General features: G+C 60.9%; 14 protein-coding genes. 12 read left to right on the top strand and 2 right to left on the bottom strand.

Annotation, left to right across the window (positions count from 1 at the left end):
• The first annotated feature begins 236 nt into the window (after positions 1 to 236).
• The 3 genes from DKW72_RS02985 (at position 237) to DKW72_RS02975 (ending at position 6,796) form a co-directional block, all read left to right on the top strand.
• Positions 237 to 3,149: an insulinase family protein gene (locus DKW72_RS02985; RefSeq protein WP_111640808.1), complete on the top strand. Its 2,913-nt coding sequence runs from the start codon at positions 237 to 239 to the stop codon at positions 3,147 to 3,149.
• Positions 3,150 to 3,558: 409 nt separating this feature from the next.
• Positions 3,559 to 4,419, top strand: coding sequence for a PP2C family protein-serine/threonine phosphatase (locus DKW72_RS02980; RefSeq protein WP_111640807.1), 861 nt, complete (start codon positions 3,559 to 3,561; stop codon positions 4,417 to 4,419).
• Positions 4,420 to 4,423: 4 nt separating this feature from the next.
• Positions 4,424 to 6,796 (top strand): bifunctional serine/threonine-protein kinase/formylglycine-generating enzyme family protein, encoded by a 2,373-nt coding sequence (locus DKW72_RS02975; RefSeq protein ID WP_111640806.1) that lies wholly within the window; start codon positions 4,424 to 4,426, stop codon positions 6,794 to 6,796.
• 187 nt (positions 6,797 to 6,983) lie between these two features.
• On the opposite strand, the gene DKW72_RS02970 is transcribed toward DKW72_RS02975, so the two are convergent.
• Positions 6,984 to 7,448 carry a DUF2489 domain-containing protein gene (locus tag DKW72_RS02970; RefSeq protein ID WP_111640805.1) on the bottom strand — a complete coding sequence of 155 codons (465 nt, stop codon included), beginning with the start codon at positions 7,446 to 7,448 and terminating at the stop codon, positions 6,984 to 6,986.
• A 292-nt stretch (positions 7,449 to 7,740) separates the two neighbouring features.
• Positions 7,741 to 9,186: a DNA recombination protein RmuC gene (rmuC, locus tag DKW72_RS02965; protein WP_232522292.1), complete on the bottom strand. Its 1,446-nt coding sequence runs from the start codon at positions 9,184 to 9,186 to the stop codon at positions 7,741 to 7,743.
• A 100-nt stretch (positions 9,187 to 9,286) separates the two neighbouring features.
• Between rmuC and murI the strand changes: the two genes are divergently transcribed.
• The 9 genes from murI (at position 9,287) to DKW72_RS02925 (ending at position 21,990) form a co-directional block, all read left to right on the top strand.
• On the top strand, positions 9,287 to 10,114 hold the full coding sequence (gene murI, locus DKW72_RS02960) for a glutamate racemase (protein ID WP_111640803.1): 828 nt from the start codon (positions 9,287 to 9,289) through the stop codon (positions 10,112 to 10,114).
• 281 nt (positions 10,115 to 10,395) lie between these two features.
• On the top strand, positions 10,396 to 13,110 hold the full coding sequence (locus tag DKW72_RS02955) for a PD-(D/E)XK nuclease family protein (RefSeq protein WP_111640802.1): 2,715 nt from the start codon (positions 10,396 to 10,398) through the stop codon (positions 13,108 to 13,110).
• Between the two features lie 260 nt (positions 13,111 to 13,370).
• Positions 13,371 to 15,722: an efflux RND transporter permease subunit gene (locus tag DKW72_RS02950; RefSeq protein ID WP_111640801.1), complete on the top strand. Its 2,352-nt coding sequence runs from the start codon at positions 13,371 to 13,373 to the stop codon at positions 15,720 to 15,722.
• The gene (locus DKW72_RS02945; protein WP_111640800.1) at positions 15,719 to 16,531 is read left to right on the top strand and encodes an outer membrane lipoprotein-sorting protein; all 813 of its coding nucleotides are present in this window, start codon (positions 15,719 to 15,721) and stop codon (positions 16,529 to 16,531) included. The genes DKW72_RS02950 and DKW72_RS02945 overlap by 4 nt, the downstream gene beginning before the upstream one ends.
• Positions 16,532 to 17,869 carry a DUF1302 family protein gene (locus tag DKW72_RS02940; protein WP_111640799.1) on the top strand — a complete coding sequence of 446 codons (1,338 nt, stop codon included), beginning with the start codon at positions 16,532 to 16,534 and terminating at the stop codon, positions 17,867 to 17,869. It begins immediately after the preceding gene.
• 39 nt (positions 17,870 to 17,908) lie between these two features.
• The gene (locus tag DKW72_RS02935; RefSeq protein ID WP_111640798.1) at positions 17,909 to 18,607 is read left to right on the top strand and encodes a TetR/AcrR family transcriptional regulator; all 699 of its coding nucleotides are present in this window, start codon (positions 17,909 to 17,911) and stop codon (positions 18,605 to 18,607) included.
• Complete coding sequence (locus DKW72_RS16665; protein WP_269777871.1) at positions 18,607 to 18,741, top strand: hypothetical protein; 135 nt, start codon at positions 18,607 to 18,609, stop codon at positions 18,739 to 18,741. The genes DKW72_RS02935 and DKW72_RS16665 overlap by 1 nt, the downstream gene beginning before the upstream one ends.
• 200 nt (positions 18,742 to 18,941) lie before the next feature.
• A complete protein-coding gene (locus tag DKW72_RS02930) occupies positions 18,942 to 19,439 on the top strand; it encodes a CBS domain-containing protein (RefSeq protein WP_111640797.1) in 498 nt (165 codons plus the stop codon).
• Between the two features lie 256 nt (positions 19,440 to 19,695).
• Positions 19,696 to 21,990 (top strand): hypothetical protein, encoded by a 2,295-nt coding sequence (locus DKW72_RS02925; protein ID WP_111640796.1) that lies wholly within the window; start codon positions 19,696 to 19,698, stop codon positions 21,988 to 21,990.
• The last annotated feature ends 47 nt before the right edge of the window (positions 21,991 to 22,037 follow it).

Raw genomic sequence — 22,037 nt, 5'->3', positions numbered from 1 at the left:
GTGCCAGTGTGCGAGTAGGTCGGATTAGCGCGCAGCGCGTAATCCGACAATATGGCACCCAACCATCGCGAAGGCGATCACCGGGGCCAGGGTGGCGGACCGTCACGCCCGGGATGGGCGTGCAGAGCCCCAGGGAGGGGTTCACCGTGTCCGCCGCCCTGGCCCCGGTGATCGCCATGACCGATCGCGACGAACACACGAAACGACACCAACAACGCAGACAACCAAGAGACACTATGACCCACAACGCCTTCGAACACCTCCGCAGCCAACGCCTCGACGCCCTCAACCTCACCGTCGAAGAATACCGCCACAAAAAAACCGGCGCCCAGCACATTCACCTGGCGGCGGACAACGATGAAAACGTCTTTCTGGTGGCGCTGCGCACCGTGCCCCACGACCACACCGGCGTGGCTCACATCCTCGAACACACTGCCCTGTGCGGGAGCGAAAAATACCCAGTGCGCGATCCCTTCTTCATGATGATCCGCCGCTCGCTCAACACCTTTATGAACGCCTTTACCAGCTCTGACTGGACCGCCTACCCCTTTGCCAGCCAGAACCGCAAAGACTTCGACAACCTGCTCGACGTCTACCTGGACGCGGTCTTCTTTTCCAAACTGGACGAACTGGACTTCGCCCAGGAAGGCCATCGGGTCGACTTTGCCGAGCCCGGCAACCCGGACAGCCCACTGGTGTTCAAAGGCGTGGTCTACAACGAAATGAAAGGCGCCATGAGTTCCGTGAGCTCACAACTGTGGCAGGTCCTGAGCAAATACCTCTACCCCAACAGCACCTACCACTACAACAGTGGCGGCGAGCCGGAGCACATCCCGGACCTCACCTACGACCAACTGGTGGCTTTTTACAAAACCCACTACCACCCGAGCAACGCCATCTTCATGACCTACGGCGACATTCCCGCCGCCGAGCATCAGGCCAAGTTCGAAGCTCACGCCCTGCACCGCTTCGACGCCCTCGATCACCAGATCGGCGTTACCGAAGAGAAGCGCTACCACGCCCCGGTCTACGTCGAAGAAGCGTACCCGCTGGACGAGGGCGAAGACCCGGCGCGCAAAAGCCATCTGGTCATGGGCTGGCTGCTGGGCAAGTCCACGGATCTGGAAGGCAACCTGGCCGCCCAGCTGCTGGCCAACGTGCTCCTCGACAACAGCGCCTCACCGCTGCTGCAGGTCCTGGAAACCAGCGATCTGGGCCAGGCGCCCTCGCCCCTGTGCGGCATGGACGACTCCCAGTATGAGATGGCTTTTGTCTGCGGCCTGGAAGGCTGCCGGAAAGAGGACGCCGATGCGATCGAACAGCTGATCCTGGGCACGCTGCAGAAGGTCGCCGACGAAGGGGTACCCGCCGATCTGGTGGAAGCTGCCCTGCACCAGCTCGAACTGCAACAGCGGGAAATCACCGGCGACGGCTTCCCCTATGGCCTGCACCTGATCATGACCGGCCTTACCGCTGCCACCCATCGGGGCGATACCCTGGCCATCCTGGACCTGGACAGCGCCCTGGCAAGCCTGCGCGCCAAGGTCGAGGATCCGGACTACATCCAGCGTCTCACCCGCGAGCTGCTGCTCGACAACCCCCACCGGATACGGCTGACCCTGCGCCCGGATACCCACTTCAACGCCCACCGCGACCAGGCCGAACAGGACCGTCTGGCCGCCATCAAGGCGACCCTGAGCGATGCCGACAAGCAGCGCATCATCGAGCGCGCCGAGGCGCTGGATGCGCGCCAGAACCGCAAGGACGACGACAGCATTCTGCCCAAAGTGGGCCTTGAGGATATCCCGGCGCAACTGCACTACACCCCCGGCGAACAGACCGCGATCAACGGCTATCCCACCAGCCGCTATACCGCCGGCACCAACGGCCTGGCCTATCAACAGGTGATCTGCAAGCTGCCTGCGCTGGAGCCCGAGTTGCGCGCCCTGCTGCCGTTCTACAACCATTGCCTGACCGAGCTGGGGATTGGCGCCAAGGACTACCTCGCCACCCAACGCTGGCAAGCCAGCACCGTGGGCGCGCTCAGCGCCGCCACTGCCGTGCGCGGGGCGCCGGACGACGTTCAGGCGATCGATGCCTATATGACCCTGTCATCAAAAGCCCTGAGCCGCCAACAGGACGCCATGGACGACCTGATTCACGCCACCCTACACGACGTCCGCTTTGACGAACTCGACCGCATCCGCGAACTCATGGCCCAGACCCGGGCCCGGCGCGAGCAGAGCATCACCGGCGGCGGGCACGGCCTGGCCATGGGTGCCGCCAGTGCCGGTTTGGCCCCGGCCGCACGTCTGAGTCACGAGCTGGGCGGTCTGGCGGGCATTGCCGCGCTGAAAAAACTCGACGACAACCTGAGCGAGCGCAGCGCCCTGGCCCAGCTGGCGGAGGGCTTTGCCGAAATTCACCGGCGGGTACAGGCCGCGCCCAAGCAGTTCCTGCTGGTGGGCGAAGCCGCCACGCTGGAGGCCCACAGCCAGAGCCTCGCCGCTCGCTGGCAGGCACAAAGCCCCGCCAACGGCTTCGACCGCTTTGCCCTGGACCCGGTCCATGAACAGGTGCGCGAAGGCTGGTTGACCAACACCCAGGTCAACTTCTGCGCCAAGGCCTACCCCACCGTCCCCGGCGACCTCCCGGACGCGCCCGCCCTGAGCGTGCTCGGCGGCGTGCTGCGCAACGGCTTCCTCCATCGGGCGATTCGCGAACAGGGCGGTGCCTACGGCGGCGGTGCCAGTCAGGACAGCAATATCGCAGCCTTCCGTTTCTTCTCCTACCGTGACCCGCGCCTGAGCGAAACGCTGGACGACTTCGACCGGGCCATCGACTGGCTGCTGGGGGAGTCCCTGGACTGGCAGGCCGTGGAAGAGGCCATCCTGGGGGTGATCAGCAGCATCGATAAACCCGCCTCCCCGGCCGGCGAAGCCAAAAAGACCTTCCATGCTGAGTTGTTCCAGCGCACCCGCGCGCGGCGTGAGCGCTTCCGCGAAGGCGTGTTGCGCGTGACCCAGGCCGATCTGCGCCGGGTAGCAGAGACCTACCTGAAGCCCGAACAGGCCAGTATTGCGGTGGTGACGCACAGCGGCCAGAAAGCGGCCCTGACCGGGTTGGGGTTGGATATTCGCAGTTTATGACGTCAGAATCTGCGCTGAATCGTGGTTCTTTTGCGGAATAATCGGGTAAGATTCCGGGCGGACAAGAACACCCTGTTAGGCGATGGCGGTGCCTCAGGTGTCGGATTACGCCTTCGGCTAATCCGACCTACTCGGACAATGGCACGGTGTTTACAGTAGGTCGGATTAGCCTCAGGCGTAATCCGACAAAGCGGCACCCAACCCAAAACAATGGCACGGTGTCTACAGTAGGTCGGATTAGCCCGCAGGGCGTAATCCGACAAAGCGGCACCCAACCCAAAACGATGGCACGGTGTCTACAGTAGGTCGGATTAGCCCGAAGGGCGTAATCCGACGATGAGGCACCGAACCCAAAATCCGGCACCGGACGCCATCCGACTCACTTAAAAAACGGACTCTGCCCATAAAAATGGCAAAACGGCTATACACCTACAGCGCCGCCACCAACTCGGGACTGGCGCGCGATAACAACGAGGACACCTACCTGAGTGAGCCCGACCACGGCCTGTGGCTGGTGGCCGACGGCATGGGTGGCCACGAAGCCGGTGAAGTGGCCAGCGCCATCGTCCGTGACAGCTTTCGCGAGCGCGCCGGCGCCATCGGCAGCAACCAACTCGAAGCCCGTATCCACGCCGCACACCGCGCCATTCTCACAGCCGTCGACGCCGGTGAAGGCGCGCCGGGCATGGGTTCCACCCTGGTCCTCCTGACCAGCACGCGCACTGACTACCGGGTCTTCTGGGTCGGCGATAGCCGGGCTTATCTGTGGAGCCGGGGGGAAGACGGCGGTCAACTTGAACGCCTCACCCACGACCACTCCCACGTCCAGAAGCTGGTCGACTCGGGCGCGATCGACAGCGACGAAGCCCAACACCACCCGCAAAAAAACATCATCACCCAGTGCCTGGGGTTTGCCCTCCAACCCATCGATGTCGATCAGGTCGCGGGCGAATGGCGGGAGAACCAATGGATTCTCCTGTGCAGTGATGGCCTGACCGACGAACTCGACGACCGGGAAATGGCCGAAATCCTGTGCGCCAGTCGCAGCCCGAAAGCCGCGGTCGACAAACTCATGGGCGCCGCCCTGGCCAAGGGTGGGCGGGACAACATCACCCTGCAGATCGTCCAGTCCCCGCGCTACCGGCGCAGCCTGGCGAGCAGCCTCTGGCAGTGGCTGCCTCCCATCACCGGGCAGCGCTATCTGGACCTGGGCCTGAGTGCCCTGGCCTTGTTGTGCCTCGGGCTGGCCCTTTACTGGATCGGGAGCTGACGCCATGCAGATTCCCGGTTATCGCATCATTCGCAAAGTCGCCCAGGGCGGCATGTCCACCGTTTACCTGGCCATTCAGCTCAGCGTCGGGCGCGAGGTTGCACTCAAAGTCATGTCGCCGGTGCTCAACCGCGACCCGGTGTTCAGCGAGCGCTTTCAGCGCGAGGCCAATATCGTCGGCCAGCTCTCGCACCCCAATATCGTGTCCATCTACGATATCGGCTGCCACGAAAACCTCAACTACATCGCCATGGATTACCTGCCCGGTGGCTCGGCACACGACAAAATGGTCGAGGGTCTGAGTCCGCCGGACGTGCTGCGCATCATCCGGGAAGTGGCGGCGGCGCTCGATCATGCCCACGACAAAGGCTATATCCACCGGGATATCAAACCGGAAAACATCCTGTTCCGCGAAGACGGCTCCGCCGTGGTCACCGACTTTGGTGTCGCCAAGGCCATCAGCAGCGCCTCGCGCATGACCAATGCCGGCAGTGTTGTCGGCACGCCCCACTACATGAGCCCGGAACAGACCCGGGGCAAAACCCTGGACGGGCGCGCCGACATCTACAGCCTGGGCGTAGTGTTCTACGAAATGCTCACCGGCAGCGTGCCCTTTCACGCCGACGATGCCGTGGCCATTGCGATCAAACACCTGACCGCGCCTATTCCCAAGCTGCCGCCCCATTACGGCCGTTACCAGAAACTGCTCAACCAGCTGCTCGCCAAAGATCCGCACAAGCGCTTTCAGCGCGGCCGGCAGGTGGTGGCGGCCATCGACGACCTGTTGGGCAAAAGCCTGCCCGGAATGGCCACGCCCACCGGCGATCCAACCCAGGTCCAGATACTCTCGCTGTTCAAGGCCCTACTATCCGCCAGCTACATCGCGATCCGAATTCAGCTGGGCAAGGCGAGCCAGGCGGTATGGCAGTGGCTCAGTGCCTGGCGCTGGACACCTCAGCGCGGCATCTACCGCCGTCCACTGGTGAACGTCACCGAAATCACCGGCCGGGCCGTGACCGGCGAGCAGTGGCCTACCCTCGTGGCCACCCGTGTTCAGACCGCCGCACACTTCCGCCCCATGCGACCTCGCAGCCTGCGCCTGCCGGCTCGACTGTTGGTGTCAGTGCTGATTCTGGGAGCAGTCTGGAGCGCCCTAAGCTTGGCGATTTTTCAGGACAGGCTACCCGGGCAAGGCGAATTGCCTACAACACTGATTCAGGCAGGAAACAGTACCGGCGCCCTGATACAGCGTCTCACCCGGCGGACGCCCACCGAATCCGAGGCGCCTTGGGTGCCCCAGGCGCCCATTGTCGAATTGACGGCGCCCGAAGATGACCTCGACGTGTCGGTGGAGACCTTTGACGTTACCGCACAGGCCGAGACAGCCGCCGAACCAGACGAGGAATCGGTCCCGCTACCCCCGCGCTTTCCGTTGACGGTCAACCCGCAACCGGAAAACGCCCGCATCCGGATTCTGAATATTCGTCCGCCCTATTACCCGGGCATCGAATTGCTCCCCGGGCGCTACCATATTGAAGTGAGTCACGCGGGTTACGACACCCACACCCGCTGGGTCGAGCTGACACGCGAACCGCTCGAGTTAAGCGTGGACCTGCGGCGCACACCGCGCCCGGGCACCACCTTTTTTAATGCCCTGGACAGCGGCGGCCAGGGACCGGAGATGGTGATCATCCCCGCCGGGCAATTCACCATGGGCAGTGCCCGCACCACCCACACCAGTCCAGAGCGCGAGGTGCGTTTCGAGGAGCCCTTTGCCATCAGCCAATATGAAATCACTTTTGCAGACTACGCCCGCTTTGCCGAAGACACAGAGCGCGGCTTGCCGAGTGACAACCGCTGGGGTCACGGCAGCCGACCGGTCATCAATGTCAGCTGGAGCGATGCCAGCGCCTACGCCGCCTGGCTCGCCGAGCGTACCGGGCGCCGATACCGCCTGGCCACCGAGGCTGAGTGGGAGTACGCGGCACGCGCAGGCACACAAACGCTGTTCTGGTGGGGTGATGACGCCGAAGATGCGCGCGGACGCGCCAACTGCCGGCGCGGCTGCGACAGCGATCACGCCGGCTTTTTCGCCAGCCGCAGCGCACCGGTGGGCAGCTACCCGCCCAACCCGTTTGGCGTCTACGACACCGCGGGCAACCTCGGGGAGTGGGTACAGGATTGTTACCGGGATCACTTCCTGAACGCGCCGCGCGATGGCAGCGCGGTGAATGAAGAGGCCTGTTCGCACCGGGTAGTGCGCGGCGGTGGACTCAACAGCGGCACCGATGCGTTGATGTCCCACGTGCGCCGAGGCGAGAGCGTCGACAACGCACGTTCCAATATCGGTTTTCGGGTCGTCGTCGAGTTATATTGAGGGAAAACAATGACACGTTGATCGGTTTGGGCGCCTCACTGATCGACATCGGTGCGCCATTGTCGGATTACGCTGCGCTAGTCCGACCTACTCGAACAATGGCACGGAGTCTCCAGTAGGTCGGATTAGCCCGCAGGGCGTAATCCGACAGAAATGCACCAATCCCAAAACAACGGCATCTATCCCGCTAAAAATCCCGTCCCTGAATCCGCTCTGCCGCTTCCAACACAAACTCGCGGTACTGGGTTTCCTGGGTTTCACGCTCGCGGTCATATTGAACCTGTTCCTGCCGGCTCAACTGCTTCCAACCCTCCAGAAACGGAATGTGGCTGGTGGCTTCGGTCAACTGATAAAACGCCGAAAACTCCTCGCGCACCGGATCTTCCACACCCAGACTGTCGAGCAACACACTGATGCGAATGCTCGCCTCGGTGAGCGTCAGCTCCTCATCGTTACCGACCGCCCGAGCGAGAATCTGGATACTCTGATTCACCCGCGCCCGCTGCTCGCGCCCCGCCTTCGCCTGCTGTTCCTGAACCGCTTGATGCTGCTGGTTTTGCCGGTGCAATTTGTAATGCAGCCACCCGGCAACGCCCGCAAGCGCCAGGATAATGATGACAGCCAGAATGATCAGTGTGGTGGTTAAGGTCATGTTACCTCTCTTTGTGAATACAATTAGATACGCGGTGCCGCAGGTGTCGGATTACACCCGGCATAGGGCCGGTTCGGTGCCTCAGGTGTCGGATTACGCCTTCGGCTAATCCGACCTACTGGAGACTCCGTGCCGTTGTTTGGGGTTTGGTGCATTTCTGTCGGATTACGCCCTGCGGGCTAATCCGACCTACTGGAAACACCGTGCCATTGTTCATGCCGGATAAACCGTGCCATTGTTCGAGTAGGTCGGATTAGCGCAGCGTAATCCGACAATGAGGCACCCAACCCCTTCAGGCCGATGAACCCTCGCCATCGTCGTCATCCTGCCCGTCAATCAACAACACCTCATCGTCGATATCGTCGGCCACATCCAGCCGCTCCCGACCCAACGACTTTTTGGTCTTGGCGCCCAACTTGCGCAAATCATCCACGCGTTTGAATACGTTGCCCTTGCCGGTGCGCAAACGTTTGTGGGCCAGATCATAAGCATCCCGCGCCTTGTCAATCTGGGTCCCTACCGTTTCCAACGACTCCAACACCAACACAAACTGGTCGTGCAAACCGCCCGCCGTCCGGGCAATTTTTTCAGCGTTGCGGTTCTGCTTCTCGTAACGCCAGATATTCTCCACCGTACGCAAAATTGCCAACAGCGTGGTCGGGCTCGCCAGAATAATATGCCGGTCGTAAGCCTCCCGGTACAACTCCGGATCATGCTGCAATGCCAGCATAAAAGCCGCTTCAATGGGCACAAAGATAAATACGAAATCGAGGGTGCGCACGCCCTCAAGCTTCTCGTAACCCTTGATATTCAAGCCCTTGATATGGGCGCGCATGGACTGCACGTGCTGGTTCAGATACTGCTCGCGTTCGGCCGCGTCATCGCTCGAACAGAACTTCTCGTAATCCACCAACGACACCTTGGCGTCGATGATGATGTCCTTTTCCTCGGGCAGGCGCACAATCACATCGGGCATGCGCCTGCGCCCCGCTTCGTCCGACAGGCTCACCTGGGTGTCGTACTCGCGCCCCTTCTGCAGGCCCGACTGCTCCAGCAGCCGTTCCAGCACCACCTCGCCCCAGTTACCCTGGCTCTTGGTATTGCCCTTGAGCGCCTGGGCGAGATTGACCGCATCCTCGCCAATTTTCTGCGCCTGCTTCTGCAGCTCTTGCACCTGCCCGGACAGCCGGTTGCGCTCGGCGTTTTCCTTTTCGTAGACCTCCTCCACCTTGCGCCGAAAGTCCGTCAACTGGGTTTTGAGCGGGTCGAGGGTGGTTTCCAGCAGGCTCTTGCTGCTCTGGGAAAACTGTTGCTGTTTGTGTTCAAAAATCTTGTTGGCGACATTCTCAAAGTCCTTGGTCAACTCCGCGCGCGCATCGCGCAGAGTCGCCAACTGTTCCTGAAAGCGCTGGCCTTGCTCTTCCAGGCGGGTCTTGTAGGTCGCCACTTCCTGGCGACTGTCGCTGTGCTGGCCCTGAAGCGCGCGATACTCGCCCTGAGCCTGGGTCAGCTCCTCACGCAAACGCGCTGCCTGACTCTCGGCCGAGCGCTGTTCGTGCTCCAGGCGCGAGCGCTCCAGCGCCCAATCGTTGACCGCCTGTTGGTTCGCCGCCTCCAGTTCACGGGTGCGCTTGAGCACCGCGTCCTCGACCCGCCGCCGGTTGATCAGCGCCAGCGCACCGCCCCCCGCGAGCAAACCGCCCGCAAACACCAGAAGATAAAGCCATTCAGTCAACAAACGTCGATCCCTATTACCGGAAAATTCACACCGCTCAGGCGCGGCTGCTACAATGCCGCTCATTCTAGCATCAAATAAAAGGAGCCAGCAGGACCCGGGCATGACCAGCGAGCCGCGCAACCCGCGCATCCTCATTTTTGACTCCGGTGTCGGCGGCCTCAGTATCGCGCGCGAAGTGCGCGCACGCCTGCCGGGTTGCGATCTGATCTATGCCTCGGACAACGCCGCCTTCCCCTACGGCACCAAAACCGAAGATGAGCTGGTCAGCCGCGTGGACGCCGTGCTCAAGGCGCTTTTGGCACACTACCCCGCCGATATCGTCGTGGTCGCCTGCAACAGCGCCAGCACCCTGGCCCTGCCCCACATTCGGGCACACTTCAGCCAACCCATTGTGGGCGTGGTGCCCGCCATCAAGCCCGCCGCCGAGCGCAGTCAAAGCCGGGTGATCGGGCTGCTGGCAACGCCGGGCACCGTCAGCCGGGCCTACACCCGTGAGCTGATCGAGAGCTTCGCCAGTGAGTGCACCGTGATTTCCGTAGGCAGTAGCGAGTTGGTGACCCTGGCCGAACAGCAATTGCGCGGGCAGATACCCGGTCACGCCGCGATTCAGACAATTCTGGCGCCGTTCCGGGAGCACCCTCGAGGCCCCCTGATGGACACCCTGGTGCTCGCCTGCACCCATTTTCCGCTGTTGCGCGAGCAGATTGCCGCTAACCTCCCCGGGGGTGTGACCCTGATCGACTCGGGCGAAGCCATCGCCCGGCGCACCGGTTATTGGGTGGAGCAGCTGGGGCTGAATCCGGGCAGCACACCGGTGCAGCAGGTGGCGCTGTTTACCCGGGAGGATGCCGGTATCGAGCCCCTTAAGCCGGCCCTGGCAGCGTTTGGGTTTGAGCATGTGGATTACGTCGAGGTAGGATGGCATTGATCAGGTTGGGTGCCTTATTGTCGGATTGTATTGTTCCGGTTTGGGTGCCTCAGGTGTCGGATTACGCTGCGCTAATCCGACCTACTCGTACATTGGCACGCTGCTTCCAGTAGGTCGGATTAGGCGAAGCCGTAATCCGACAGAAGTGCACCAAGCGCCGAACACTGGCACGGCGTCTCCAGTAGGTCGGATTAGCCCGCAGGGCGTAATCCGACACCTGAGGCAGAGAATTCAAAACCCGCGGCACCCAACCAAAAACTCAACACCGGACACACACAACCATGCCCACGGCGCTTTTCGACATCACCGACCTGCAACCGGCCCTCGAACAGGGCGCCGAGATCGTGACCGCGAACGACCGCCTGCGTCGGCACATCCTCGCCAGTTGGAACCAGCACCAACAAGCGCGGGGCCTGTCCGCCTGGCGTGCGCCGCGCCTTGCGCCCCTCAACCGCTGGCTGGAAAACCACTGGCAACAACTGCTCGAACGGGGCTACCCGGGCTGCACCGGCATCATTGCCACCCGTCACCAACGCCAACTCATCTGGGAACAGATCATCGCCGACAGCCCGGACACCCAGGGCTTACTGCAACCGGAGCCGCTCGCGCAGCAGGCGGACGCCGCCCTGACCAGCCTGCAACTCTGGCGTATCGACCCCAAGAGCCTGCGCGACGACAGCTTTATCAACAGCAATACCCAGTGCTTCCTCAACTGGCTCGACGCCTTCGAAAAGCGTCTGCAGCTGCGCGGCATGATCACCCCGCAAACGGCCCAAGCCATCGTCGGTGACGCCTTTGCCGACGGCACCCTGCCCACTTACCCGATCCTGCACCTGGTGGGCTTTGACGACTTACCGCCGCTGCACCAGGCAATCCTTGAACAGGCCAGCGCACAACAGATCGAACATCGCGATGCCGGCGCACCGGACAACCAGTGTCGGCGCACCAGCGCCCCGGACAGCGACAGCGAAGTCCGCGCCGCCGCCCTCTGGGCCCTGGAACAACTGCAACGCCAACCAGAGGCCAGCATCGGCATCATCGTGCCCGACCTGGGTCAACGGCGCGATCAGATCGAACGCATTTTTTGCGAGGTCTTCGAGCCCGCCGCCGCGCTCCCGGATGTGCCCCGCTATACCTTGCCGTTCAACTTTTCCGCCGGTGTCCCGCTCGGCAACACCGCGCTGATTCACAGCGCCCTCGGTCTGCTCGGCTTGCTCAAAGACCACTGGCCCCTGGCGCACATATGCAGCCTGATGCACTCGCTCTTCTGGAGCGACGCCGACGCCGAGCTGACCCTGCGCACCGCGCTCACCAGTCGCCTGCGCGATCTGGGCAAATTTGAGATCAGCGGCAGCGACCTGCGCTATCACGCGCAACGGCTGTCCGAAGCGCTCTCCCCCGAGGATGCAGCGCCGATGGCTACGGATCTGGCGCGCCGCCTACAACACATCGACGAACAACGCCACCGCCTGCCCCGCAGTGCCAGCGCCCGTTACTGGGCCAGCGCATTCACGCACCACCTGACGTTGCTCGGCTGGCCCGGCAGCCGCCGCCCGGACAGTCAGGAATACCAACAACTGGGGCTCTGGTACGAACTGCTGGAGACCTTTGCCGGACTCGATGCCACCGGCAGCGATCTGACCCTCAGTCAGGCACTGCGCCAGCTCGCACAGCTGGCCGGTCAGACGCCTTTTCAGGCGCAGACGCCCGACTCACCGATCCAGATTCTCGGTGTACTCGAAGGCGCTGGCCTGCGCTTCAGCCACTGCTGGGTGCTCGGTCTGCACCATCGCCAATGGCCGCCGGTGCCGGCGCCCAACCCGCTGTTGCCGCTCGATCTGCAACGCCGGGAGCAGATGCCCCACGCCACCGCCGAGCGCGAACTCACCTTCGCCCGCAGCCTGACCGACAACTACCGCCGGTGTGCAACCGACGTGATTGTGAGCTCCCCCCACGGCGACGATCAGGGCGACGCCACGCCCAGCCCACTGATTCGCGCACTGCCGGAAACACCCATGGTCGAGCTACTGGGCGAACACAGCAGCGCCTTTGAGCGCTACCAACAGGCCTTGGCCGAGGCCCAAGAGCTCGAAGCTGTCCCCACCGCCAACGGGCCGCGCTTTATCAGCAGCGATAAAGCGCCGGGCGGCAGCAGCCTGTTCAAACAACAGGCCGCCTGCCCCTTCAACGCCTTCGCCCAATTGCGCCTCGGCGCGCGCCAACCGGACCCACCGGTCGCTGGGCTCTCGCCCGCCGAACGCGGTAGCATTCTGCACGAAGTGCTCGCCACCCTGTGGACGCAACTGCGCAACTCCGACACCCTGGCGGGCACCGACGACGACACGCTTGCAGACATGATTCGCACCGCCACGGCGGCCAGCGTTCAAACCGTACAACAGCGCCGCCCGCGCGAGCTGGGGCCGGTGTATTGCGCGTTGGAGCAGGAACGGCTGCAACGTATTATTGGCCGCTGGATGGCACTGGAGCGGGAACGTCCGGCGTTTGAAGTGATCGCAACAGAGAAGATCGACGTCGTGGAATTTGCGGGCCTCAAACTCAAGCTCATCATCGACCGCATCGACCGCCTGCCCAACGGCGAACTGCTGCTGATCGACTACAAAACCGGCGCTTCACTGTCCGCCAAACAATGGCACAGCGAACGCCCGGACGAGCCGCAACTGCCACTCTACGCCGTCACCCAGGGCACCGACGTGCACGCCATCGCCTTCGCACAACTCAACCCCAAGGCCCTGCAATGGATCGGCCTGGGCGACCTCCAGAGTCCCCTGCCCGGCCTCCACCCGCCAAGCACCGACTGGGATGAACAGCTGGGCGAATGGCAAAGCGTCCTGGAAAAACTTGCCCGGGATTTCATCGACGGCGACGCCCGCGTCGACTTCAAGGATGCCACCGCCCAGCGTTACAGCGAAGAGCTCTTACCCCTGAACCGCGCGCTGGAAAAACCCAAGGGGTCAGAGCCACTGGGTATCAAATGACTCGGCTCCCAATGACGCACATGCCCCGGTGGTTTTGCGTTAGCTACCTGCTGGTGGTCCTGGCACTGCCAAAGCGCCCCTGAAATACCTCGCCAACCGACTCGCGACCGCTTCGCTGGCCCCCCTGCCCGCCGACAAACACTCTTGACCTTCCCGCGGAGGAAAGCTTTAGCGTGGATGACGCTCGACAATCACACAAAAACTTTACACTGTAAACTTAACAGGGTTAATATTGCTTCGCTTGATGAAAGGAGACTCCTATGAAGCAGTTCATTCACTTTTGGGCACGGAGCGTTATTCGGGGCCGCTGGCTGGTACTCGGCCAGTCCGCCCTGCTCGCCGGACTGGCGTTGCTGCCAGCGCAGAATATCGGTTACGACAATTCCAACGAGAGCTATTTTGTTAAAGGCGACCCCAATCTGGCGGCCTTTGACCAGTTGCTGGATCTGTTTGGTGACGTCGAATACCTCTCCATCGGCATAGAAGCCCCGCGCGGGCAGCCGGATGTGTTCACCCCCGAGACACTGGCCGTGGTCGACAACCTGACCCGGTTTCTGGAAAACCGGCCGGAAGTTACCCAGGTACGCTCGCTCTCCAAGTACGAATACACCCATTCCGGCGACGGCATGCTCGCCACCGATCCACTGATTGAAGATCCCGGTGATCCGCACAGCCTGGCCAGCGCCCGGGAGCAGATTCCCCACGAGGCCATGGCCATGGGCTCGCTGATCACCGAGGACCTGCTCCACACCCAGGTGGTGGCACGGGTCCGCTATGAGGTGGGCGCCAGCGACATCAAAATGAGCCTGATGAGCGCCGTGCGCGAACATATCGCCGCGCAGGATTTTGACGCCCGGGGCTACCCCCTGCGCCTGAGTGGGCAGCCGGTATTCACCGAGCAGTTCGAAGTACTGACCAAGCGGGATCAACGCTGGATCAATCCCACCATGGCGCTGATCATGCTCGCCATCCTCTTCGCCAGCTTCCGTTCGTTCAGCGGCATGCTTCTGCCCTGGGCAGTGATCGGCACCGGCATCCTCTGGGTCAGTGGCCTACAGGGCCTTCTGGGATGGCCCCACACGGTGGTGGAATCAGCTCTGGTGCCGGCGCTGATCATTATCGGCGTCGGCATTTCCGTGCATGTGCTGGTGGAGTTCTACCACTTCCGCCACGCCGGCCAGGATCCCAAGGCCGCCGCCACCAGCGCTGTTGAGCACCTGTGGACACCGGCCTTCTACACGGCCCTGACCACCGCCGCCGGCTTTCTCGCGCTGGGCATCACCGAACTGGTGCCGGTTCGGCACTTTGCCTGGCTGGGCGCCATCGGTGCGCTGACGCTGTTCGTCCTGGCCATGACGCTACTTCCCGCCCTGCTCTCCTTTGTCTCGGCCTTTTCGGCGCGTACCGCCCGGGCCGTGGACAGCGGTCTGATCGCCCGCCTGACGCTACGCCTGCCGGCATTCACCCGACGCTGGTCCCGGCCGCTGACGCTCCTGGGCGGCGCACTCCTGGCCATCAGCCTGGCGCTGATTCCCCGGTTGAACGTGGACTCCAACTTCATTACCTATTTCAAGCAGGACAACCCCACCCGCGCCGACTTGGCGTACTTCGACCGACACTACAACGGTATTGATAATATCGACTTTGTCATCGACAGCGGCGAGGAGGGCGGCATTCACAACCCCGACTTTCTTGAAGACGTGGACAGGCTGCAAGCCTGGCTCGCACAACAGCCGGAAGCCGGTGCCATCAACTCGTTGATAGACGTTCACAAAGAAATCCATCAGGCCCTGCAGAACGACGACCCCCAGTGGTATCAACTGCCGGACTCACCGGAAATGGCCGCGCAATTTCTGTTGCTGTACGACAACACCGGGCCGGAGGAAGACCTGACCGACGCCAAAGATTTCTACGAACGCTACCTGCGGGTAGCAGTTCCCATTCGCAATATGTCGGCGAGTGAGACCCACGCACTGCTAGCCCGGATAGACACACACCTGGCGCAACACCACCCGGATCTGGCGGTGGACAAGACCGGCAGCCTGGTCATGTACAACGCTCAGGATGCCTATATCAATGCCGGCATGGTGCGCTCCTTTCTGATCGCACTGATCATCATCGGCGCCAGCTTTATGGTGCTGTTCCGCTCGATCAAATACGGATTGATTGCGCTGATTCCCAGCGTTGTGCCCATCCTGATGACCGGTGCGCTCCTGGTGGTGCTCGGCATCAACCTCAACCTGGGCACCCTGATCGTGGGCGCCATGACCATGGGCATTGCCGTGGACGATGCCATTCACGTGATGAACCGCTACCTGTTGGCACGCCGCCTCGGGGCCAACACCCACGCCGCCATCACCCGGGCCATGACCGAATCCGGTCGCGCCGTGGTGTTCACTTCCCTGGTGTTGGTGAGCGGCTTCAGTGTCATGTTACTGGGCTCCTTTATCCCCTACATCTACACCGGCCTGTTTGCCGCCACCATCATGGCCCTGGCCCTGCTGGGCGATCTGATTTTTCTGCCCGCCCTGCTCTACTGGATCGATGGCCGGAAAGCCGACAGGAACCTCACCGAATCGGAACTCACAACGCTGGAGGCACAACGCGTATGAACACTTTGCAACGTTTGGCATTCACCCTTGTACTGCTGTCGACTCCCCTGACCGCCGCTGTAGCCGATGAGCTCAGCGCCTATGACATCGTCAGGAAAATGGACCAACGCTACACCGGCGAGTCATCGCGCGCCGATGCCAAACTGATCCTGATTGATCGCCGGGATCGGGAACGAGTGCGGGATCTGCGCCTGTACTCGCTCGAGCAAGACGATATGGAAAAATCCATTGTGTTTTTCCGATCGCCGTCCGACGTTGCCGGCACCAGCTACATGAACTACGACTACGACGACGACCGCAGTGACGACTCCTGGCTCTACCTGCCCGCGCTCAGGCAAGTGCGGCGGGTAGCCTCCGGCGATCGATCCGGCTCATTTATGGGCAGTGACTTCAGCTACTCGGACATCAACGGCGTGACCATCGACTGGTACGACTACGAACTGCTTGATGCCGACGCCGAAGTCGGCGGCGAACCGGCCTGGCTGATCCAGTCCACACCCAAACCGGCATTCGCCGACAGGGTGCAGGAGGAAACCGGGTATGAGAAATCTCACCTCTGGATTCGCAAGGATAACTTTGTGCAGGTGCAGGGAAAAATCTGGGTCACGCGGGGCAACCGCATCAAATTTTTCAGCGCCACAGAGCTGAAAGAAATCGATGGCATCTGGACAGCCATGCGCCTGCAGATGATCACCACCCGCAACGGCGAACGGGAGCACGCCAGCGTCTTTGAGTTCAGCGAGGTGGTTTACAACGAGGACACCGACGAAAGTCTGTTTACCACTCAGGCAATGCAGCGGGGATTGTAAATGGCACGTGCATGGCTCCTTGGTTTGTTGATTCTCGTCGCCCTGCCCGCGCGCGCCGATGATTTTTTCGGCACGGTGGAAACCCGGGCCTCGGCCGAACCGGCATCGGACGATTCCCCCTGGCGTCACCGGGGTTGGTTGAACCAACGCATCGGCTACGGCTACCGGGCGCCCGCCGCACCGGTAGCCCGGGACGGCGCCGACCTGACCCGGGTGGAGACCGAAGTCTACAGTCAATGGGACTGGCGTCGCGGCCCCTGGCGTGCGCGTCTGTCCGGTACCCTTACCCAGGACTGGCTGCCGGACATGAACAGCGCCGGCCTCTGGTCCGGGTACGACTTTACCGATGAACAATCCAGTCAGCGCCGCTGGCGCGCGGAAATCTCGGACAGCTACCTGTCCTGGGAATCCGGTGACTGGTGGCTGCTGGGGGGTTACCAGACCCTCGCCTGGGGTGAGGCGGAAAGCCTGCGGGTCACCGATGTCCTGTCCCGCCGGGATCAGCGCTGGCCCGGCCAGGAGGAGCTGGACGACCTGCGCCAACCGGTGCCGGCAGTGCGCGCCACCTGGGGTGGACGCCTGGACCTGGTGCTATTGCCGGAAACGCCCCCGGACCGCCTGCCCGCGGCTGGCGATGAATTTGATCCCTACCTGGCTTGGCGCGATGCCGACACACCCACGCTCCACATGCGCCGGCGCCACGACGTCGGCTGGGCCCTGCGCTGGCAGACCCAAAGGCCCGGGTGGGACATGCAGTGGCTACTGGCGGAGGTGAACAGCGTCGACCGCTACCCCCATGTTCAGCGCCAGGAGGGAGACGAAACGGTGATTGAGCTGGCGCCCTGGCGCCAACAGGTGGCCGGACTGGCCCTGCAGACCACCCGGGGCGCCTGGGTACTGCGCACGGAGCAGGCCCTGCACCGCAAGCTGCCGCTGATGCCCGAGGACCCGACCGGGCGCTGGCCCGAGCACGACCAGTGGCGCGCCATGGTCTCCGCCGAGTACGCGGGCATCCGCGACCTGACCCTGACCCTGGAACTGAGCGAAAGCTACACCCGGGATCACAGCGCCGAACTCGCCCAGGATCAGTGGCAGACCGGCGCCAGCGCGCGGGTGCACTACACCCTGCTCAACGAACGCCTGGCCCTGACCGGCCAGGCCGTGCGCCTGCCCGGGGGCGAAGGCGAGGTGTTGCGCCTGTCGGCGGACTGGACCCTGTCGGACCGGCTCAGCCTGGGGGCGTCCTTGGTCGACTACTCGGCCCGTGCGGCGAGCGATCAGCTCTACCCCTATCGACACAATGACACCCTGTTGCTGTCGGTTCAGTGGAATCTGTAAGCGAACGCCAGCGTAGGCGGATCTGGTATAGTGTCGTCCATGACCGACTCGACACAAAAAACCGCCTACCATCACGGCAACCTGCGTGAAGCACTGCTGGACAGCGCCCTGCTGGCAGTGGAAAGCGGTGGGCTCGACAAGCTCAGCCTGCGCGGGCTGGCAAAGTCTGTGGGGGTTACACCCACGGCGGTATACAGTCACTTCAAGGACAAGAACGACCTGTTGATTGCCGTCCATACTGTCGGTTTCAAGCAACTACGGGAAGCCATGGAACAGTCATTGACCGCTTTGCCCAAGGCGGCGCGAGGGGAAGACAAAGTCCGTGCGTTGGGGCTGTCCTACATGCACTTTGCCCAGACGCAGCCACACCTGTTCGACGCCATGTTCTTCCGCCCACCGGACCTCTCCCAGGTCACCAAAGAGAAGATCGAAGAAGGCGTGGGCAGCGAGCGGTTGTTGCGGGACACACTGATCGAGATGCTGGAAGAATCCCAGGGCGCCCGCCTGAGCGATGCCCAGGCGGCAGTGGCTGCATTCAGCGCCTGGGCGCTGGTGCACGGGGTGAGTACCCTGCTGCGCAATGGCTGTGTGGACGCCGCCATTTTCTGTGAAAGCTGGCCGGAAGACTTCTCCGACCAACACCCTCAAAGCCGCCAAGCCGAGATCATTGAACAACTGTTAGATATCCAGATTGCCGGATTGAAGGCCAGTGTTCAGGCAATACGCAAAAACCCCTGATGCCCCCGGTCGGACTGAGCCTGGTGGCACAGGTCACGGCGCATATGATGCTGATCGTTCTGCCCGCGATCTTCAAAATCAGCTACCTGGTTCGGCTGACGGCCTTGAAACAGCTGGGGCTGCCCGTCAACTGAGAATCCCCAAAACGCACTGAAATCGTGCACAAATCGACCGACGAGCACGTATTGGGTGCTTCTTGGTGCGTTTTCACACCCGCAGGCCGCACTAACTTGGCGCAATAGCTGGCACCGGGATTGCAGGATACTTTGGCTGTGCAGACCAGGGGCGCCGAGTTGCTGCGCGCCCGAATGATCAACCAATGGAAACTGATTCTATGAGCACCGATATCCTGTCCCAGTTAACCGCAAAAGATATCATGCAAGGCGATTTGCTGACCGCCTACGAAGGCTGGACCATTCACCGCCTGGCGGAATTTTTTATCAATCGGCAGATTTCAGCCGCACCGGTCATCGCGTCGGATCACGAGCTGGTCGGCGTGGTCAGCGTCAGCGACGTGGTGCGCTTCAATACCATGGATGACGATCAGCGCAGTGACGCCCTGCGCAATCTGTACCGCGACAGCTGCGGCCAGGACATCAACGAATCGGATCTGCGCAACTGGGTCAAAGTCGCCGACCGCAACTGCACCGTGCATCAGATCATGATCCCCGAGGTCATTACCGTGGATGTGAATACCCCCCTCACCAAAGTGACCGACACTTTGGTGACACACCATATTCACCGGGTGTTTGTCACTGACGACAATAAAATTACCGGTGTGATTACCGCCATGGATATTCTCGGTGCGGTGCACTCCCGTATGGAACATTAAGCTCAGCCTTTTCAAGCCGTCGTAACAGTAAAAAATCTTCTCGGCTATTGTCCCGCTCGATCACATTCAGCGGGACCCCGTCGAATTGAACGTCAACAGCGCGTGAACCTGTTCACACTTTTCCCCTTGCCACAAAAAATCGATCGCCTGACCTTTCTTCTTGCGTATTAGTCTGCTATCACTTGACTATCCTATTCCACAATAAATTTTCAGACGACAACCTAAAAATCTAATAAATACTCAAGGAGGGGTTACCATGACCATTACACTATCCCAGCTAGGACAAGCTTCAGCCGACGACAATCAGATAAGTGAAACCGAGCTTCCGAACATGTTGACAGTAGGCGACTCTCTGATGTGGGGGCAAGGACTCAGCCCCGAGAATCGTTTTAGAGAGCTTGTCCGGCAAAGGCTATCTCAGGAGGGACAAACTGTCAGGGAGCTTTCTATGGCGAGATCCGGCGCCAAAATGCACCCGGCACTCCCCCCTGATACCGACGACCACAACCTGGCAGGAAGTGACAGTCAGATTGTGGGCTCCTTCGAAAACGGAACGATTTTACCAAAATACTCACCCGAAGCCTTTGCCCGGGAAATACCCCACCAGTCACTGTCAACTATCGAACAGCTCCGCACTGCCTACGCACTGCTCGGAGGAACAAATTCAGAAACCGGCGAAAATTCAATTCCCGCACTATCAGAAAGTGAGACTCCCAATAATATTCGTTGGATGTTGCTAAACGGTGGCATAAACGACTTTAACTTTAACAACCTCCTGGCCCCGGTGTTCATCGGTGATGCCTGGCACAATGACATCCTCGCAGGCTGGATCGCCTTCATCGAAGAAGAGGCCGCCAAGCTCGGTCCAAAGATGGAGGCAACCTTAAGAGAGGCCGCCACTCTTTTCCCCAATGCGACAATTGTCGTCAACGGTTATTTTCCAATATTCTCCGCGTTCTCCCTCGGGCACAAACTCGACTGGTACTCTGTGACCCTCGGCCATGCTGATAATTGGGGGGCTCAATGGACAGAACGACTGGCAACTAATCCGATCACAAAGCCAATGCTTATTGAGGTGTCCAATGCTTTTCGCTGGGCAAGCGACATTCATATTCAGAATGCTGTAGAAAAGGTCAACCAAGAAGTATCAGCCAGCGAATCAGAAGCACAGCAGCCTAGAATACTATTTGCCTACTCAAATATCGAAAAGCATCGGTGCCTGTTTGCGCCGAGGTCATGGCTTTGGGGTTTCGCTCGAAGACCAAGCCAAGTACTTGAAATCATTGATGTCATACGAAACCCACGACCTTTTAACCTGCTTCTTGAGGATCTTTTCCATATCGCGCCGAATCTTTTGCCGGAAGATGAAGTCATCCAGGAGAGAAGAGCTCAGTGTATCAACCAACTCGATGACAGCTTTGCAGATAGAATAATATGCCGACTCGCTTCACTCGGACACCCCAACAGGGGCGGCGCCCAAGGATATGCCAACTCGATCATCGAAACACTGGAAATGTTTGGCGCCATAAGCTCGGATCACCATCGATGCACGTTAGGTCATCGCCGGAGACGCAGAAGCTGCCGAAACTTCGCGAGCCGCCTCGGCCTTAGGCGCGTCGAAATAGAGGCAAATATGGGGCGGGCCTGCAGCTCTGGAACTCAAGCTATTTTTGGCGCAGCCACGTCTCACTGGAATGCGGCTATCGATCATGCGACGACGGTAGCGTCTAATCTCCAAGATGCAGCTGCATGCTTCGACGGCGCTGCCGGCTCCATGGCATCAGCGTCCCAGCAATTTTTTGCGAATGCCTCGAACAGATTCAGTAATGTCGCCGACAACCTGGGCGAAGCCGTGGAATGCTGGGATCAAACCGCGCTAGACATGCAAGCTTGCGACGACCAACGTGCCGGTGAAATCGCTCAGTGTGAGGCAAACCACCAGAATCGGTTGGATAATGAGTGCAACATTCAATGCAATAGTTTTACCAACTGCTCAGACTACGGTTTTATTCGCCGAGCTGCTTGCAGAACCGCCCGCGCGGGCTGCGTAGCCCTGGCGGCAACGGCCAGAGTCACGTGCAGGGCCGGGTCGGCGACACTCAGGGAGGCATGTAAAGCCGCAGCACATGCTAAAAGTGCTGTCTGCAAAGGCGCTGTTGCACTAAACAATACGGTTTGCACTGTAAGCCGTATTGGGGCGGCTATTGGAAATACATTCGCCGGCGCGGCGCAAGTGATAGTAGGTATCGGCGCAGGCATTGCCTCACTATCGTCAAATATTGGCTGCGCACTTGGTAATGTCGGTCGCGCGTTTGTCAATATCGGCCGCGGTATAGTTCGAGGGGCAATAGGAACACTGGTTGCCGCTGGCGCGGTGATATTCTTCGCAGGCTGCACAATCCTAAGGCGCGTAACCGCCTCACTGATCAATGGCATTCACAGGATTCTCGATTATGGATGCAGAATCGGTAATGGTGGAATATCCGGGCTTTGCTGGATAACCTCTATTTTTTCGCTCAGCAGTAGCGGGAACAGCAATGCCCGAGCATAGTACACACCATAGAATCGAGACCCCAAAAGATGTGGATGATTTTTTGG

Source organism: Marinimicrobium alkaliphilum (genome assembly GCF_003259155.1).
GTDB lineage: Bacteria > Pseudomonadota > Gammaproteobacteria > Pseudomonadales > Cellvibrionaceae > Marinimicrobium_A > Marinimicrobium_A alkaliphilum.
This window is presented reverse-complemented; position numbering and strand designations above follow the sequence as displayed.

Bases quoted from the DNA above. Each gene is read 5' to 3' on its own strand.
- DKW72_RS02925 (WP_111640796.1), top strand. From the start codon at position 19,696: ATGACCATTACACTATCCCAGCTAGGACAAGCTTCAGCCGACGACAAT.
- DKW72_RS02945 (WP_111640800.1), top strand. From the start codon at position 15,719: ATGAACACTTTGCAACGTTTGGCATTCACCCTTGTACTGCTGTCGACT.
- DKW72_RS16665 (WP_269777871.1), top strand. From the start codon at position 18,607: ATGCCCCCGGTCGGACTGAGCCTGGTGGCACAGGTCACGGCGCATATG.
- murI (WP_111640803.1), top strand. From the start codon at position 9,287: ATGACCAGCGAGCCGCGCAACCCGCGCATCCTCATTTTTGACTCCGGT.
- DKW72_RS02940 (WP_111640799.1), top strand. From the start codon at position 16,532: ATGGCACGTGCATGGCTCCTTGGTTTGTTGATTCTCGTCGCCCTGCCC.
- DKW72_RS02955 (WP_111640802.1), top strand. From the start codon at position 10,396: ATGCCCACGGCGCTTTTCGACATCACCGACCTGCAACCGGCCCTCGAA.
- DKW72_RS02975 (WP_111640806.1), top strand. From the start codon at position 4,424: ATGCAGATTCCCGGTTATCGCATCATTCGCAAAGTCGCCCAGGGCGGC.
- DKW72_RS02935 (WP_111640798.1), top strand. From the start codon at position 17,909: ATGACCGACTCGACACAAAAAACCGCCTACCATCACGGCAACCTGCGT.
- DKW72_RS02970 (WP_111640805.1), bottom strand. From the start codon at position 7,448: ATGACCTTAACCACCACACTGATCATTCTGGCTGTCATCATTATCCTG.
- DKW72_RS02930 (WP_111640797.1), top strand. From the start codon at position 18,942: ATGAGCACCGATATCCTGTCCCAGTTAACCGCAAAAGATATCATGCAA.
- DKW72_RS02980 (WP_111640807.1), top strand. From the start codon at position 3,559: ATGGCAAAACGGCTATACACCTACAGCGCCGCCACCAACTCGGGACTG.
- DKW72_RS02985 (WP_111640808.1), top strand. From the start codon at position 237: ATGACCCACAACGCCTTCGAACACCTCCGCAGCCAACGCCTCGACGCC.
- DKW72_RS02950 (WP_111640801.1), top strand. From the start codon at position 13,371: ATGAAGCAGTTCATTCACTTTTGGGCACGGAGCGTTATTCGGGGCCGC.